This is a genomic window from Paenibacillus sp. 8b26, from assembly GCF_050626875.1.
Classification (GTDB): Bacteria; Bacillota; Bacilli; order Paenibacillales; family Paenibacillaceae; genus Paenibacillus.
In genome coordinates this window covers 1,744,122-1,760,551 of the sequence record NZ_CP192445.1, presented here as the reverse complement: position 1 = coordinate 1,760,551, position 16,430 = coordinate 1,744,122, and the positions used below count along the sequence as shown (strand labels likewise).

Sequence of the window (16,430 nt, the reverse complement as noted above, 5' to 3'; positions counted from 1 at the left end):
TATGAGTGTAGTGAGCAAGGAAGTCCACAATCTGTCTGAGATCACAGATGTGACCGGAGAGTTGACCAAGATCAGCAAAATTCCAGCCAATCCTAAAAACAAAGCAAAACGCCTGTTTCAGCGTGCGGCCATGATTATTTTCGGTGCAGCGCTTATGGCAGTGGGCCTCGAAATATTCCTGGTTCCTAACGGCGTTATCGACGGTGGGGTCACAGGTATTTCAATTATGGCCTCCAAGATTACTGGCTATCCACTCGGCATTTTCCTGACCCTGTTGAACCTTCCATTTCTGGTTATCGGCTACAAGCAAATCGGTAAAACCTTCGCTTTATCCACATTATTCGGCATTATCGTGATGTCCATCGGAACCACGTTACTTCACAGTGTAAATGCGTTGACCCCTGGCGAACCACTGCTCGGCGCTATTTTTGGCGGTGTCATTCTCGGCGTTGGGGTAGGTCTCGTCATCCGGTCCGGCGGCTCGCTGGATGGAACAGAGATCGTAGCTATTCTCGTCAGTGAAAAAACTCCTTTTTCGGTCGGTGAGATCGTACTTTTCGTTAACATCTTCATTCTGGGCAGCGCAGGCTTTGTATTCGGTTGGCCGAATGCCCTGTACTCCATGATTGCTTATTATATTGCGATGAAAATGATTGATATTACCATCGAAGGTCTGGATCAGTCCAAATCGGTCTGGATTATTAGTGAAAAATACCGCGACATCGGGGATGCCCTGACGGACCGTCTTGGACGGGGCGTAACCTATCTGGAAGGTGAGGGTGGCTTTACAGGCGAAAGCAAGAAAGTCATTTTCGTCGTTATCACCCGTCTGGAAGAAGCGAAGCTGAAGAACATCGTTGAAGATTGGGACCCACATGCCTTTGTGGCGATAGGTAACATTCACGATGTGAAGGGCGGACGCTTCAAGAAAAAAGGAATACACTAGCGCAAGGGGACGATTCCACGGTCGATTTTACGGCTGTGGAGTTCGTCCCCTTTTTTATTTGGCGCGCATATGCTTGAGAACATCCTCGATGGGCTGGGGAGGGATCTTGGCGATCAAGTCGCCCACCTGAGTTAGCCGTTCCTCAATATTCAGCAAATGATAGTCAAGCGGCGATACATCTTGTCGCACCTCGTCCCATGTCAGTGGGGTGGATACTGTAGCGCCAGGGCGTGCTCGCGGGGTATAGGGAGCGGCCAGGGTCTTTCCTTGATAATGCTGCAAATAATCAAAATAGATAGCGGTTCCCCGATCCTTTTTTAATCGTTCCAGTGTGAACAGATGCGGGTGTTTTTCGGTTACGAACTGTCCCACCAGCAGACCAATGCTGCGAAGCTCGTCGAAGGTGATGCCTGTCCGGATCGGGACGATAATTTGCACACCCGTAGCCCCGGACGTTTTGGGTACAGATTGCAAACCAAGCGAAGCCAGCACCTCCCCGACGATGGACGCCGCTTCCATAATGCGTGGCTCCACTTCTCTGGACGGATCAAGGTCAATCATCCATTCACACGGCAGCGTGCTGCCCGCTTGATGCAGGGATGGGTGAAATTCCAGCGCCGCCTGATTGCCGAGCCATAGCAGTTGTGGCAGTGTGCCGAGCACCATATATTCAATACCGTCATGCTGGAAGGTTTCGATGTAGTCCGGCCGGGGCTGCGGGGCATTTTTCTGGTAAAAAAAATCCCCGTGAATGCCGTGCGGCCAGCGGATGACAGTCAGTAAACGGTTGTGGCTATATTTGAGCAGAAAAGGGGCCAGCACCGCAAGCTTGCGAAGATACAGCGCTTTGGTGACGCCAGCTTCGGGCCACAGGGGTTTATCCGGGTTGGTGATAGGAATTTCCAGACCTTCGATGGTAATGATGCCTTTAACAGCTTGTCCCATAACGCTACGCTCCTTCTTTTAGCCTCAGTTTATACAAACTTTCTATTAACAGCCTGGATGATGTACCTGTAGATGTACTTATGGATTAACATGAGCGTCGTGTACAGAATTTATCCGCCAAAAGGATTGACAAGATACAATATGTATCATAAATTTATAATAAAATACGAAATGTATCTATTAAAATGTCTTGAGCAGATTAGAGGAGGCGTTTCCTTGATTGATAAGCAAGGCGAGGGACTGGTTTTCCTGCTTAGTGTCCCCCGAAGTGGAAGCTCGCTAGTGACCACCATTTTGCAAAATCACTCCCGCCTGTTTGCCACGCAGGAAATGTGGTTCCTGCTTAGCTTGCATGATCTTCCCCAGTCACAAACACGTCCCTATGGAGGAACCGGAATCATCCGGCAATTTTTTAATGGTATGGTTCCTACGCACGTATTGGAGCAGGCTTCCCGATCGTATGCACTTGAAATTTATAATGGTCTGCTCGAAGGGACTAACGCAAATATGGTTATCGACAAATCCCCGCGTTACTATACGGTGCTGGAATTTATAGACCGCCTTTTTCCAGCAGCCCGCAGGGTGTGGCTTATCCGTAATCCTTTATCTATCGCGGCTTCATTCAAAAAAGTTAATCAGATGCGCGGCGAACGCTTTCATCTGCTGGAGGAGCTGGAGAGCCCGCATTTTAATATGAAAATGACGGATATTACGGTCGGTTTGTTCCGTTACGCACATTATTTTGCCACACCTCATCCGCTTGCATACCCGCTTGTGTATGAGCAACTTGTAGCTAATCCGGCGGTGGAGATTGGGAAGCTGTGCGATTTTCTTGGCGTAGATTATGAACTCGGTATGGAAAAGTACGGGGACTTTGCGGATACGCCTAAATCCAGTCTGTTTTACAGCATGGGAGCGGGTGATCCGTTCGTGGGGGAGCATGAGCAGACGCATCAGGACTCGGTACATAGCTGGCAACATCTGTTGAACAAAAAGGAAATCGAGCTGTATTGCAGAAGCATCGGAGCTCGTATATTTACACAGCTTGGCTACGGTGAAGCGCTGGAACAGGCCGAGCGTATCACCGGTGTAAAGTTTGAAGAGGAAGCGGATGTGGAACTGCTAAGTCGGCGTACGAGCCAATTTCTCCAACAAAGCGGCTTTGAATGGAAGAACGCTTATCGAATGCTGGAAGAGCAGGATGCGGATAACAGGGAATTCATAATAAAAGCAGGGCAGAAACCTGCACTTCATGATTCTCTAGAGAAGGACGTTGTACAGGTTGTAAATGATAGACGGCTCCAATCGCTGGAAAACAGGCTGGCACATAGCTATGAGGAGCGGAATCGTCTTATTGCACAGCTCAAAACCTACCAAGGCAGAAATCAACGGCTCCGATCTCGTATCCCCTTTGCCCGTCAGCTGTGTCGCTGGGCGTCCGTAGCGTTATCGGGAATGGAAAAAGAAAAAGGGGGGAAAACGTGAGTGCGATTGCCGGAATATACAGCTTTGGGCATGAGTCCGTATGCACCGAAGAAGGCGGTAAAATGATGCAAGCTCTGCGAAAATATCCCGCCGACCGCGTATGCGCCTGGTGTGAGGGTTCCATATTTTTGGGCTGTCATGCCCAGCATGTGACACCAGAATCCGTTCATGAGCGTCTCCCTTTCTATGACGAGGAACGGAATTTGGCGATCACGGCGGATGCGATTATTGACAATCGTTCCGAGCTATTTGAACGGCTGGGGGTGGGACAGGAAAGGCGGCAAGATATCACGGACAGTGAGTTGATTTTGCTGGCATACGACAAATGGGCGCTTGACGCGGCCCGCTATCTAATAGGCGATTTTGCCTTTGTTATTTGGGATGCCAAACGGCACAGATTATATGGCGCTCGTGATATGGCAGGAAGCCGCACGCTGTATACATACCAACATGACCGAGGGTTTGCGTTCAGTACAGTAGTAGCCCCTCTTTTGGCTCTGTCTTCCCTGCGAAAAGAACTGCATGAGCCGTGGCTGGCGGAATTTCTGGCCATCCGCGTCATGCAGGAATCCGTCGATATTGGGATTACTGCTTATAAGCATATAAACCAGCTTCCGCCCGCCCATTGGTTCACCATGGAGGAGGGAAAGCGAACCATCCATAAATATGCCTCTTTGGATGATGTGGAGCCGCTGCGACTCAAAACCGGCGGCGAGTACGTCGAGGCTTTTCGCGAGGTATTCTCACAGGCGGTGAATGCCAGATTGCGCACGCATCGCGCCGTGGGGGCGGCCTTGAGTGGCGGTCTGGATTCCGGTGCGGTTGCCAGCTTTGCAGCGCCGTCGCTGCGATTGCAGCAAAAGCCTCTTCATGCGTACAGTTATGTGCCCGTACAGGATTTTACGGATTGGACACCGTCGACACTGCTGGCGAATGAACGGGGTTATATTCAATCCACGGCTCGATATGTGGGCAACATTCACGAAAATTACCTGGATTTTGAGGGGAAAAGTCCATTTTCAGAAATTGATATCTGGCTGGAATTGATGGAAGCTCCCTATAAATATTTTGAAAATTCGTTTTGGATCAGGGGTTTTTACGAAAAAGCACAAGAGGAAAATGTAGGTGTGCTACTGACCGGGGCGCGAGGAAATTTTACCATTTCCTGGGGACCTGCACTGGACTATTATGCCCGTCAGCTTCGTCGTTTGCACTGGCTGCAATCCTTTCAGGGGTTGTGGGGGTACAGCAAGCTGACCGGAAGGCGGATGTCCCAATTATTACCCGTATTGCTGAAAAAAGCGACCACGCTTGACTCCCGTTCATGGTTGCGTGGCGGCAATCGAAGTCCGGTTCCTTCACTCATTGACCCGGAGTTCGCCAAGCGGATGAATGTGGAGGACATTCCGGCTTTGAGCGGAACCGGATGGATGAAGAACGCCGATCAGACGAGAAAAGAGAAATTCACGAATTTGGCGATTGCGAACAAGAATGGTGTAGTCGCGACCAAGCTGTCGCTGCGTTATGGTCTGTGGGAGCGCGACCCGACCGGAGACAGTCGGGTAATCCGCTTTTGCCTGTCGGTGCCCTTTGAGCAGTATGTGCAAAACGGCCGGGATCGCGCACTCATTCGCGGAGCCATGCGGGATTATTTGCCCGATGATGTCCGGTTGAACCAGCGTGTACGCGGTGTACAGCCTGCGGATTGGCTACACCGTATGCTCCCCTGCTGGGAGACGTTTATGGGGGAACTTCAACTGCTGTGCCATGATTTACATGCCGCCGAATTTCTCAATATCGATGTCATTAAAATGGCTATGGCGAAGTTTCGCCAACCGCGACCGGAGCAGGCGTCCGATCCCAACATACGGCTGCTGATGCACAGTCTGATTGTGTACCGTTTTATACGCAGATTTAACTGATCCGGTCTATCCGGTCAGACAGATACGTCGTTCGTTGGAGGGGAGGTGATGACATGAGTAAAAAAGAATGGCAGGAGCCCACCATAGAGGTGCTGGATATTAACCAGACGATGGCAGGTAAGGGCTGGAAAGAAATTGACTGGGTATCTGATCACGACGCTGACCTGGTTAATCCAAGCTAACAGATGACATATATGATTCTTTAAGCGGGCTATATTCGTTGCACATGGTCGCCGCGAAAATGAGCGAGAGTAGCATGAACTTTTGGATTCGTGTTCAATGTAAAGCCGTCTTTATTTCTATTGGGTTAAAGGCATTGCTCAATGAAATAAAGGCGGGATTTTTAAAGAGCAGGGGGAGAGGGTCCTATCGTGCATGACAGTAGTACACGTAGTATCAGTTTGGAGGTATATACAGCATTTGGGCTCAAGATTGCCAGTGAGCTGGAACTACCTGAACTGATACCCGCAGCGCCGGGAGTGGTGGAGGATGTGGTTATTCGTCAGGCTGATTTGACTGAATGGAGCGAACAACTGGAGCAAACGCATTTTATGATAGAGGGCGAGAGCTTTATGTTTCACGTACCAGGTACAGCTATTTATGCTGTCAGGGGTGGCAAAGAGGTTGAGGTATGCGTATACCACGGAGCTGATCCTGACACCGTGCGTTTGTTTGTGCTTGGCACATGCATGGGCGTGCTTCTGTTACAGAGAAGGATAGTGCCTCTTCACGGGAGTGCGGTAGTCATTGGAGGCAAGGCCTACGCTTTCGTGGGCGAATCCGGAGCAGGAAAATCGACGCTGGCTGCTGCTTTTACACAGGCAGGCTATAAGATAGTCAGTGATGATGTTATTGCTGTGCAAGCTACGGCTTTCAAAACCATAGTCTATCCAGCTTACCCGCAGCAAAAGTTGGGCTTGGAAAGCATGCTCCAGCTTGAGGCTTTACAGGAAAATAAACATGGGTGCAGAACCAATCACGGGCTTATTTTAATGGACGGCAATCCTGCGATGCCCAAACATGGACATTTGCGTAAGCTTACAGGTGAGCTGAATAAATATGCCTTGCCAACAGTCGATTCTTTTCACAACGAGCCGCTTCCCTTGGGAGGTGTATTCGAGCTGGTGGCAGAGTCTCCAAACTGTGAGTTCCAACGCGAAGGGGAGTTAAAGGCGGTTATGGAACATTCTTTAAACATGCTGGAATGCTTGCATACGTTATTGTTTCATACATATCGCAGGGTGGTTATTCCGCGAATGAGTCTGGGTGAATGGCATTTTAGAACGGTAGCCCGGGTGGCTCGACAGGTGGAGGGCTGGCGACTACTGAGGGATAGCTCGGCTTTTACCGCGTCCGAGATTGTACACCGGGTACTTGATATCATTCGCAAGGAGGAAAACAGCTATGGCAGCTAATCATTCGACGAAGGATCATGACCGTGTCATTCACGGTGAGGAAGTATATGTCAGTGACATGGACGGGGAAAAGGTCATGATGAGCATCAACACAGGAAAATATTATAATCTCGGCTTCACGGGAGGACGAATCTGGGAACTGGCGGAATCCTGCCCTTCACTCGGGGAGATCGTAGCTGCTCTGACGGATGAATATGAAGTGGACGAGGAACGGTGCAGACAGCAGGTACATACCTTTGTCGCTGAACTGGAACAGGAAGGACTGCTAAAGCTTCTGCGGGAGTCGGTTTAAAATGTGGGTTCAACGCCTTCGTCGTCTATCCCCGGAGGTCAGGAGACTGCTGCCGGAAGCCTGGCTGCAACTGGGATGGGCGCGTCTTCATCAGCATCGTCCGTTTGAAGATTATGCACGCGGTTGGGGAATACGGATGGAAGAGACCTCTTGGGAATGTGATGCCCGGCAGAAGCAATCCGTTCGGCATATTTCACATGCTGTGGAGCTGGCAAGCCGTTATACCCCTTGGCGCAGTAGCTGTCTTGTGCAGGCTGCCGCCGCAATGACGTTGCTGGGTCGCAGAAAGCTGGACTGCACGTTGTATCTTGGCACAGCCAAGAATGCTGCGGGACGTTTGGCGGCACATGCCTGGGTGCGGAGTGGACCGATTTATGTTACGGGCAAACGGGAGATGGGGGCGTTTACTGTAGTGGGCACCTTCGGCAGGCGTGCTGTGACGGCCCAAAATACGAAGATTGCTGAAAGCATGTCCACCCATACTGTTCTGGAACCTGACCGCTGGAATGAGGATCAGGAATTGACGCTGCTGCTCTTTTTACTGCGAAAAGATGCCACTTCAAGGCTGGATGCAGTCCATGCTGCTTATCTGTATGGATTGGATTGGACCCGCTTGTTGCGGCTGGCAGAACACCACCGGGTGGTACCTGCGGTATATCTCCAGTTGAAAAGAATCAATCATCCGGCCATTCCTGCTGAATTGCTGCGCAACCTTCAGGCGCAGTATCACCGGAACACCCTGCGTATGCTACACCTGCAAGCGGAAGCCGGACGTGTGACCAGGCTGCTCATGAATCATGGCATCCGTGTACTTATGCTCAAGGGTCCTGCCTTGGCGCAGCAATTGTACGGGGATGTTTCACTGCGTACCTCCAAGGACGTGGATTTACTCATTGCCCCGGACGACATGGATCAGGCGGAGCATTGGATGCGGGAAGCCGGGTATGTATCCAAAAGCGGAGAAGCACGTGTTCTGGGCAGTTGGAAATGGAAGGACCATCATGCATCCTTTCTTCATCCGCATAAGCGGGTAGAGATAGAGCTGCATTGGCGGCTCCAGCCGGATGCAGGCAGAGAACCTTCTTTTGACGAGCTGTGGGATCACAGGCAAATGAGTGAAGCCACAGGAGCACCCTGTATGTACACGCTTGGCAGCGAGCACCAGTTTCTGTACCTCAGCGCTCACGGGGCGCGTCACGGCTGGTTCAGACTGCGCTGGCTGGTTGACATCGACAGGCTTGCGGTACGCGCCGTCGATTGGGAGGCGCTTCTGCCGGTGATGCGCCGATACGGGGGGCTGCCTGCGGGCGGGCAGGCTTGGGCGCTCGCTGCTGCGCTACTGGGTACGCCGATACCGGAGCCCATGCGTCCGATATCGGCTACCCGGCAGGCGCACAGGCTCGCGCTGAGCGCGCTGGACTTCATTCAGGCCAGCGTACCCGGGGCGGCGTACCAGAAAGTCGAACCAACGATCTGCCAGCCAACCAGTCGATCCTATTTGCTCTCCCTAAAGGAGCCGAGCCACCGATTGCTGTACCTGATCAGCCGTTTGCTTCCTTCTACTGGCGATCCGGCGGTTTTACCGCTGCCTCGCCAGCTGCATTTTCTGTACATTCCTTTACGTCCATTTCTTTGGCTAAAACGGCGATTCTCAAAGCACTGACCTGATAAGGAGCGTGCATTATGTACCACCTGCGATTATATATGACCAAGCTGTATGCCGTGAATGGCGGTGCTTTATTTCTCAATATTGGATGTATGATCATCGTCAGCTTGCTGGAGGGGCTGGGTATTTACATGCTTGTTCCCATGCTGGCGGCTATCGGCATATTTGGCGGTCATGGAGGGATACCCTTCCTGTCAGGCGGATTTGATCTTTTCTTGTCAAACATCCCTAAAAGCTGGCTGTTGCCGGGAATGCTGCTGCTTTTTGTGTTACTGCTCATAGGGCAGGCACTTCTTCAGCGTTACCAATCCATTCTGAATTCGCGGATTCAGCAACGGTTCATGCGTTCGCTTCGAATAGACGTGTATACCTCCTTTATGAAGGCGCAGTGGACTTTTTACTTGCGTCAGCGAAAGTCTGATTTCAGTCATGTGATGACGACCGAGCTGGCGCGTGTTAGTCAGGGAACCAATCTGCTTCTCCAGCTCACCACAGCCGTTATTTTTACGCTGATCCAGATTGCGCTGGCTTTTTGGCTGTCTCCTTCTTTAACCGGGCTGGTGTTCCTGTGCGGATTGGGGTTGTTTGTCGTCTTTCGCCGATCCATTCAAAATGCTAAACAACTGGGCGACCGTACCACCGAGCTGTCGCAGGTTTATTTTGCCGGGATCACCGACCATATGAACGGGATGAAGGATATTAAAAGCAATCTGCTGGAAGCTGCGAATATAGACTGGTTTCGATCTTTGACCCGACTTATGGAGGACAACACGACCCAGTTTGTACGGCAAAATGCCACCACACAATTTTTTCACCGCACGGCGGCTGCCGTGTTTGTCGCTTGCATCATGTTGGTGTCATTGCAATGGCTACACGTCTCTCCTGAAAAGCTGATTGTGCTCATCCTTATATTTTCTCGCTTATGGCCGAGGTTTGCCCTTATTCAAGCGAGTCTGGAATATATCATGTCCATGCTGTCTGCTTTTGAAAGTGTGACCAAGGTACAGCAGGAATGCGAAGCTTTCTCAGATCCATCGCTGACTGCACTTACAACCTTTGAGACTCAAGTTTCAAGCGATTTATCGGCGACCCATAAATCTGTATCTGCAACTGCATCTGCACGCCAGCCCTTGTATCTTCGTACGGGCATTGAATGCAGGGGTCTGGATTATCGGTATGAGGGTACAGCAGAGCTTGCATTACACCAAATAAATCTGTTCATCCCCGCTCGGGGAATGACGGCCATTGTGGGGAAATCGGGCGCGGGCAAAAGTACAATGGTTGACGTCCTGATGGGATTTTTACGCCCAACCCAGGGCCAAATTAAAATGGATGGACATGTACTAAACGACGAGTTGTTGCCACAGTGGAGGCAGTCGTTTGGGTATGTGTCGCAGGACCCTTTTTTGTTTCATGCCACCGTCCGTGAAAATTTGAAGCTGGCCGATGCGAATGCGAGCGAGCAGCAGTTATGGGAAGCGTTACATTTTGCAGCCGCAGACGGCTTTGTTACCAGATTGCCCGAAGGGCTGGATACGGTAATCGGGGATCGCGGCATTCGTCTGTCAGGAGGGGAACGTCAGCGGCTTGTGTTGGCAAGGGCTGTCCTGCATCGTCCCCCGGTACTCATTCTGGATGAGGCGACAAGTGCACTGGATGGGGAGCATGAAGCCGATATTCAGGCAGCGCTGGAGCGGATGAAAGGTCAAATGACGTTGATCGTCATTGCTCATCGTCTGTCGACCATTCGTCATGCGGATCAAATTGTCGTTCTGGAGCAGGGCGAGATTATACAGCAGGGGAATTATCGTCAATTGGTACAGGAAGAGCGGGGGGCGTTCAGTCAACTGCTGTCATACCAAAGCAGTGTCATCGCCACCCCTTAACTGCCCGTTCTGTTGGCCTGCTTAAATTCCTACTGCATGGTGAATTGAGATGCCGCAGTCTCAGGTTTCCTTGCGTTTGGCGGTACTTCTTTTCTTTTTGATCGGAGTCGGAGAAACGGCATCTCCTGCCACCGCTTGTTGTGTTGTTGTGGCTGCTGTTTTACGCGCAGGGCGTTTTTTCACAGCGGCAGGGCCGGGATCGGTAACGACAGGCTTCACTGCCTCGATGCTGGCCTGGAGTGCAGCCATCAGGTCCACGACATTGGTCTGCGGCTGCGACGGAGCGATTCGGATCTCTTCTCCAGCCACTTTCTGCTGAATAAGATCCAGCAGCCGCTCGCGGTACTGGTCCGTATATTTTGCTGCATCAAAAGGCGTGGATAGCTGCTCAATGAGCATTTTTGCCATGGTCAGCACCTTCTCTTTAACTTCCTCCTGCCCAGGCAGATTAGGAACCTGAGACACTGGGCGGATTTCATCCGGGTAAAACATCGTCTCCACCGCCAAACATTCATCCAGCACACGAATAGCCGCCAGACTGCTTTTGGATCGGATTGAGATTTGAGCAATGCCAATTTTCCCGGTATCCTTCATCGCATTCATAAGCAGTTTGTAAGCATTGGAGCCTGCCTGATCCGGGGACAAATAATACGTTTTTTGAAAATAAATCGGATCAATTTCCTGCAAGTCCACAAAGTCCAGAATGACGATATTTTTGTCAGCCTGTCCACTGATTTGCTCCAGTTCCTCCTTATCGAACATGACAAACTTCCCTTTTTCGTATTCATAGCCTTTTCCAATTTCCTCCCATTCGACCTCCTTGTCACAAACGGGACACTTTCGTACATAACTGAGCGGACTTCCGCATTCCTTGTGAATATAACGCATGGAAATATCCTTATCCTCTGTTGCCGAAAACATCTTAACGGGCACATGAACCAGCCCAAAGCTGATCGCGCCTTTCCAGACTGTATGCATTACGCCGCTCCTCCTTTTCTTTAATCCGCATTTTGTATCCTTCGATTCCAACGCTCGGCTGTGAGCATATCCATTTTTCACTTAGATTTTTCACTTAGTATGCTTCGGAGAAAGGAATGTATGAGGTGTAAAGAAAAGAGCAAGCCAACTAATCTGCCTTCTGAGGTATGACTACCTCGCATAACACAATGATTTGAAGTTGTTAAGTTACATTAGTTATATTAAGATAAGGGATAGCCAACGATTTTGACATTTTATAAGAAAGGAGTGTTCATGTCATGAAGAAAAGATCATTAAACTTTATATCTTTTGGATATGGATACTCTACTGCTGTTTTTTTCTAAAATCATTTTTATGGGTGGAGTCTGCCTAAAAATGGTTAGAAGAAACGGTAGAAAAATTTTAAAATGACGAGGTCGATTAAATGAAAAATGAAAAAATAACTAGAAAAAACCCGGCAGGTATGCCGAAACCAGTAGGGAATTACACACATATAACTAAAATTCCCAGAAATTCAGAGCTATACGTGACTTCAGGTCAAATTGGAGTAGATCAGAATGGCCAATTTCCAGAAAGCTTTAACCTACAAATCAGCAATACTTTTAATAACATTAAATCAGTTTTGGACGCCGAACAATTAACCGCTGACAATATTATTAAAGTAAATGTTTGGGCAACTGAGCAGATAGATTGGGATTACATGTATTCCCAATGGGAAAAGTTATTCGGGAATGATTATCCTGCAATGACTATCGGCTACCTTACTGCTCTAGGATTGCCTGAAATAAAAATTGAAATTGAAATTTGGGCAGCTAAAGCATAAAAATAATACCTCATTTATGGAATGGAATCATAGATAGCCCCAGTCTTCGTGAGAAGCTGGGGCTGTTTGATGTTTAAACTCACGAAAAATGTACATCCGCCGTCGCAAGCAAAACGCACTAAACGATACCGAGCATCGCATTGTGGATGAGCTATCCGCATTTGCATTCTTCGATTCCAACGCCTTGGCTGTGAGCAAATCATTTTTATGCTTCGTACAAAGGATTTGTATGAGGTGTAAATGAAGGCTGCGAATTGCTTCCGCATGGTTACAGCAATTTTTGTGCATAGTAAGGCATATCCGATTCAAAAGGAGGTACACAATTTATGACCGGAAAATCATATCCTCAGCAAATCAGGCATCGTGTGGGTCAAAGCCATATCGCTTTTCGGGGACCCGCCGGAGGCGAACAGGATGCATTGCCGCCCGAGTTTGCCCTTTCCCATGGAATCCAGCCGCCTTTTCCTGTAGCTGTGGGTCATGTGGATTTGGAGGCTGTGGTTTCAACTTCGCCTTCTCATAGCATCCCTTCATTGGACATTGAACGGATTATAGATGAGGACTAGGTGAACCTGCATTTCTGAAATAAATGGATGCAAAACAAATCATCAGGAGGAGATCAGCATGAACGTGGAACGAGCAAAAGCGATTTACAATTCATCCGAAAACATTGCCGTGCAATTAGAGGGTAAACCGATCTGGATCGAGCATGTGGATGAAGCAAACGGTATGGCTACCGTACAGGTGGGCAGCAACCCCGGCAATACTCAAACCGTCCGTGTGGATCGTCTGGAAGAGCGATAGGAGATGGGAACCAAACATCTGGTTATTATCCATGGCCGTGACAAAAAGCCCAGATGCGACGAAATGCTTCGTCTCATTAAAAAAGCGCTGATCGCAGGATTGCGTCGAGTGAACGAGGAAGCGGCACAAAAGCTGGAGCAAGAGCAGATTTTACTGACATTTAGTTATTATGGTGACATCAACAATCGGCTCTTATTAGAGAGTCGGCCTCGGTACAGAAAACTTTTTGAAGAAGACGATGGAGATTTCTACGTTCCAGACCATTATTACGACGAAAGTATGGAACAATTAATTAATCGACCAACGGATCATATGACCCCGGAGGAATACGAGCGTCTGATAGCCAATGAACCCACTATACATTTCTATGATGATGCTGCAAAAATACTCAGCCCTTACCTCTCTTTGTTTGGTATGAGTACCCGTGCGATCAAAAGGATTCTCCCTGATCTGGGAGCCTATTTAACCAGTCGTGTAATAGGCTCCCAAATTCGCGAAAGGCTACAGCCCCCTCTAGCCGAGGCTTTAAGTAGTGGAGAGGATGTCATGCTGCTTTCCCATAGTATGGGATGCATGGTGGCTTACGATGTTTTATGGAAATTTTCACGTATGAGCGAATACAAACATCTATGGGAACACAAAGTTAACGAATGGCTAACATTGGGTAATCCGCTAGGTGAGCCAGCCGTAAAGCGCAGCTTGTATGATTCCAATGAGCCTGACGACGGTATGTATCCCGCAAATATCAGACATTGGACCAATATTAACGCCGAGGATGACTACATTGCGCATGATGCAACGGTTGAAGATGATTTCCATCTGATGCTGAATCGAAATTTAATAGAAAGTATTGATGATCAGCCGCTTATTCAGACATTCTGGAAAGATAGTCACACTGGGCGTTCCAATCCCCACAACTTCTTTGCTTATCTTAACCATACGAAGGTGGCTGAGCATGTAGCGGATTGGATTTTACGCTCATAAAAGGCGCATTTTATTTGCACAGCTGTAGGCTTTCATCGCAGAATGCTGCTTGAATGGTCCCACTCCGACAAAAAGAGGCTCGCAATTGCTCAATGAGCAATTAGCGAACCCTATTTGTAAAAATGTTTACACTGCAATGGCCCTCAAATGTGGTGAAACCATCAGTTTAGCCTCTGTTGCCAATTGAACGTCTTCCACCGACAAACCCGGGGCAATTTCCTTTAGCATCAGCCCTCTACCCGGAATAACATCGATGACAGCCTTTTCGGTTACTATGGTCTTTACAACATTTACAGCGGTCAGGGGCAGCTTGCATTGCTTCAGTATTTTTGGTGCCCCATTTTTGTTCACATGCTCCATGGCTATAATCACTCTCTTGGCTCCGACCACCAAATCCATGGCTCCCCCCATACCGGGTACCTTTTTCCCAGGGATCATCCAGCTTGCAAGGTTGCCTTTCTCATCGACCTCCAGGGCGCCCAAAACGGTGATATCCACATGTCCTCCGCGGATGATGGAAAATGAAAGCGCACTGTCAAAAAAGCAAGCTCCTTCTACAGATGTAACGTAGTTTCCGCCTGAGTCAATACAATCGAGCCTTTCTTTTCCCTGAGCCGCTTTGGGGCCTACACCGAGGATTCCGTTCTCAGCCTGCAGCATAATATGAATGTTTTCGGGGATATAGTCCACTACCATTGTAGGCAATCCAACGCCAAGGTTGACAACTTCGCCATTTTTGAATTCCTGGGCTATTCTTCGAGCAATAAATTCTCTGTTATTCATGCGTTTCCACCCACCTTTACAATTGCGTCGACAAATATGCCAGGAACGTTGACATGATTGGGGTCAATTTCTCCCGTCTTTACGTATTCGTCTATCTGAGCAACTACATACTCTGCCGCTGTAGCCATAACCATATTGAAGTTGCGTGAAGAGCCGTTGATGACAAGATTCCCCTCTTCATCAGCCTTATGGGCTCTGATTAGCGCCACATCCGCTTTAAGCGGCAGTTCGAGCAAATATTCCCTTTCATCAATTTCTATTTTCTTTTTTCCTTCCTCTACAATGGTGCCTACACCTACAGGTGTTAAAACACCGCCCAAACCGGCTCCTCCTGCACGTATTTTTTCAGCGAGCGTGCCTTGCGGGAAGAGTTGGACCTCCGCTTCTTTCGTCATCAGCAGCCTTCCCGTTTCCGGATTGGAGCCGATATAGGATGCAAAAATCCGCTTTACTCTGCCGCTTTTTACAAGGTTATAGATAGATAATTCCGGTGTGCCTGTATCATTGGAAATAATCGTAAGATTGCTGGCGGGATTGGTGTCGACAAGCGCACGCACCAGGTCCTCCGGAAAGCCACCTGCCAGAAAACCTCCGACCATCACCGTGTCTCCGTCTTTGACCTTCTTAACTGCTTCTTCAGCGGAGATTACTTTGTTATTCATGGTTCCTTCTCCTTATATATATATTTTTAGAAAAGAAAACTTTATTGGAGATAATTGTAGAGGACTCTTCCATATGGAAGCGTTAAATCGGCAATAAAATGCTTTCCGCCAATATAAGCTTTAACCGGCAAATCTGCCACAGGAGCGTTGACATGGGGGATCAGGCTTAATCTGGCAGGCCCTGACCATGCGCCCTTTACAGTAATGTTGTCGAGATTATACGCTACTAACTGAGCGATTTTAGGGGTACCGTCAACATCAGGAATCAATTTTAAATTAACCTGCGTTTTTGCGATGGCTTTAGCCGTTTCCTTTTCATCAAGAATATTATATTTGAAAGGCATGGTTCCCGTGGCCACCAGGGCGTTATTATAATGCAATGTACCCGTTAGCGTCTCCGTTTCCTCCACGCTCAGGCGAGGCTTCGCCCATTTTTTCGGAAATCCCCAGATTTCACGTCCCCCAAGAATAGCAGGCGCGTTATCCAAATACATTTGGGCAACAAAATTACAGGGTTCTCCTTGAAAAGTACACGGAATGACAATACCGCTTTCCTCATAGCTTCCTAAACCGGATGAATCGGGCATCTTGATCCATTCATAGGAAACCGTATTGCTTCCATCCGGCTGAAGAGGTTCCGGGACCGCTTGTCTAATCGCAGCGGGGTCGGATTCATAGGTAATGATAAAAAATTCCCGGTTGATGAAGCGGCATGGCGGGCGTCCATAACTGGCGCTGGCCGCAGGCATGGATTGGAGTGAAAGTACATCTTTTTGATTCATAGCGATCTCCCTTCCTTTTAAGAGGTAGTTCAAAAAGTCATCTTTTGATCAAGCACC

General features: G+C 48.9%; 17 protein-coding genes and 1 pseudogene. 13 read left to right on the top strand and 5 right to left on the bottom strand.

What is annotated here, in order from left to right:
* The first annotated feature begins 1 nt into the window (after position 1).
* Entirely contained in the window at positions 2-946 is a 945-nt protein-coding gene (locus tag ACQ4MX_RS07925; RefSeq protein WP_082067108.1) for a YitT family protein, read from the top strand.
* Positions 947-1,000: 54 nt separating this feature from the next.
* Here ACQ4MX_RS07925 and ligD read toward each other — a convergent pair whose 3' ends face one another.
* Positions 1,001-1,891 carry a non-homologous end-joining DNA ligase gene (ligD, locus tag ACQ4MX_RS07920; RefSeq protein WP_431090027.1) on the bottom strand — a complete coding sequence of 297 codons (891 nt, stop codon included), beginning with the start codon at positions 1,889-1,891 and terminating at the stop codon, positions 1,001-1,003.
* 216 nt (positions 1,892-2,107) lie between these two features.
* On the opposite strand from ligD, the gene ACQ4MX_RS07915 reads away from it, so the two are divergent.
* From ACQ4MX_RS07915 to ACQ4MX_RS07880, 8 genes and pseudogenes are all read left to right on the top strand, one after another.
* On the top strand, positions 2,108-3,376 hold the full coding sequence (locus ACQ4MX_RS07915; RefSeq protein WP_431090026.1) for a sulfotransferase family protein: 1,269 nt from the start codon (positions 2,108-2,110) through the stop codon (positions 3,374-3,376).
* Complete coding sequence (locus ACQ4MX_RS07910) at positions 3,373-5,298, top strand: asparagine synthase-related protein (protein WP_431090025.1); 1,926 nt, start codon at positions 3,373-3,375, stop codon at positions 5,296-5,298. The genes ACQ4MX_RS07915 and ACQ4MX_RS07910 overlap by 4 nt, the downstream gene beginning before the upstream one ends.
* A gap of 53 nt (positions 5,299-5,351) precedes the next feature.
* Positions 5,352-5,480: a paeninodin family lasso peptide gene (locus ACQ4MX_RS07905; RefSeq protein ID WP_149094479.1), complete on the top strand. Its 129-nt coding sequence runs from the start codon at positions 5,352-5,354 to the stop codon at positions 5,478-5,480.
* Between the two features lie 189 nt (positions 5,481-5,669).
* On the top strand, positions 5,670-6,713 hold the full coding sequence (locus ACQ4MX_RS07900; RefSeq protein ID WP_431090024.1) for a serine kinase: 1,044 nt from the start codon (positions 5,670-5,672) through the stop codon (positions 6,711-6,713).
* Positions 6,703-7,005, top strand: coding sequence for a lasso peptide biosynthesis PqqD family chaperone (locus ACQ4MX_RS07895; RefSeq protein ID WP_431090023.1), 303 nt, complete (start codon positions 6,703-6,705; stop codon positions 7,003-7,005). The genes ACQ4MX_RS07900 and ACQ4MX_RS07895 overlap by 11 nt, the downstream gene beginning before the upstream one ends.
* Position 7,006: 1 nt before the next feature.
* Positions 7,007-7,468 (top strand): annotated as a pseudogene (locus ACQ4MX_RS07890) (lasso peptide biosynthesis B2 protein); the annotation flags it as partial.
* A gap of 6 nt (positions 7,469-7,474) precedes the next feature.
* Positions 7,475-8,668, top strand: a complete 1,194-nt coding sequence (locus ACQ4MX_RS07885) for a nucleotidyltransferase domain-containing protein (protein ID WP_431091276.1) — start codon at positions 7,475-7,477, stop codon at positions 8,666-8,668.
* Positions 8,669-8,688: 20 nt separating this feature from the next.
* Positions 8,689-10,557: an ABC transporter ATP-binding protein gene (locus ACQ4MX_RS07880; RefSeq protein WP_431090022.1), complete on the top strand. Its 1,869-nt coding sequence runs from the start codon at positions 8,689-8,691 to the stop codon at positions 10,555-10,557.
* Between the two features lie 60 nt (positions 10,558-10,617).
* On the opposite strand, the gene ACQ4MX_RS07875 is transcribed toward ACQ4MX_RS07880, so the two are convergent.
* Entirely contained in the window at positions 10,618-11,535 is a 918-nt protein-coding gene (locus tag ACQ4MX_RS07875; RefSeq protein ID WP_431090021.1) for a Ku protein, read from the bottom strand.
* Between the two features lie 424 nt (positions 11,536-11,959).
* On the opposite strand from ACQ4MX_RS07875, the gene ACQ4MX_RS07870 reads away from it, so the two are divergent.
* The 4 genes from ACQ4MX_RS07870 (at position 11,960) to ACQ4MX_RS07855 (ending at position 14,146) form a co-directional block, all read left to right on the top strand.
* A complete protein-coding gene (locus ACQ4MX_RS07870; RefSeq protein WP_431090020.1) occupies positions 11,960-12,358 on the top strand; it encodes a RidA family protein in 399 nt (132 codons plus the stop codon).
* A 326-nt stretch (positions 12,359-12,684) separates the two neighbouring features.
* Positions 12,685-12,924, top strand: a complete 240-nt coding sequence (locus tag ACQ4MX_RS07865; RefSeq protein WP_431090019.1) for a hypothetical protein — start codon at positions 12,685-12,687, stop codon at positions 12,922-12,924.
* A gap of 58 nt (positions 12,925-12,982) precedes the next feature.
* The gene (locus tag ACQ4MX_RS07860) at positions 12,983-13,162 is read left to right on the top strand and encodes an H-type small acid-soluble spore protein (RefSeq protein WP_044645186.1); all 180 of its coding nucleotides are present in this window, start codon (positions 12,983-12,985) and stop codon (positions 13,160-13,162) included.
* 3 nt (positions 13,163-13,165) lie between these two features.
* Positions 13,166-14,146, top strand: a complete 981-nt coding sequence (locus ACQ4MX_RS07855; RefSeq protein ID WP_431090018.1) for a hypothetical protein — start codon at positions 13,166-13,168, stop codon at positions 14,144-14,146.
* Between the two features lie 126 nt (positions 14,147-14,272).
* Here ACQ4MX_RS07855 and ACQ4MX_RS07850 read toward each other — a convergent pair whose 3' ends face one another.
* The 3 genes from ACQ4MX_RS07850 to ACQ4MX_RS07840 are packed head-to-tail and all read right to left on the bottom strand — an operon-like array spanning position 14,273 to position 16,373.
* Entirely contained in the window at positions 14,273-14,929 is a 657-nt protein-coding gene (locus ACQ4MX_RS07850) for a 3-oxoacid CoA-transferase subunit B (protein ID WP_431090017.1), read from the bottom strand.
* Positions 14,926-15,591 (bottom strand): CoA transferase subunit A, encoded by a 666-nt coding sequence (locus ACQ4MX_RS07845; protein ID WP_431090016.1) that lies wholly within the window; start codon positions 15,589-15,591, stop codon positions 14,926-14,928. The genes ACQ4MX_RS07850 and ACQ4MX_RS07845 overlap by 4 nt, the downstream gene beginning before the upstream one ends.
* A gap of 41 nt (positions 15,592-15,632) precedes the next feature.
* Positions 15,633-16,373 (bottom strand): acetoacetate decarboxylase, encoded by a 741-nt coding sequence (locus ACQ4MX_RS07840; protein ID WP_431090015.1) that lies wholly within the window; start codon positions 16,371-16,373, stop codon positions 15,633-15,635.
* Between the last annotated feature and the right edge of the window lie 57 nt (positions 16,374-16,430).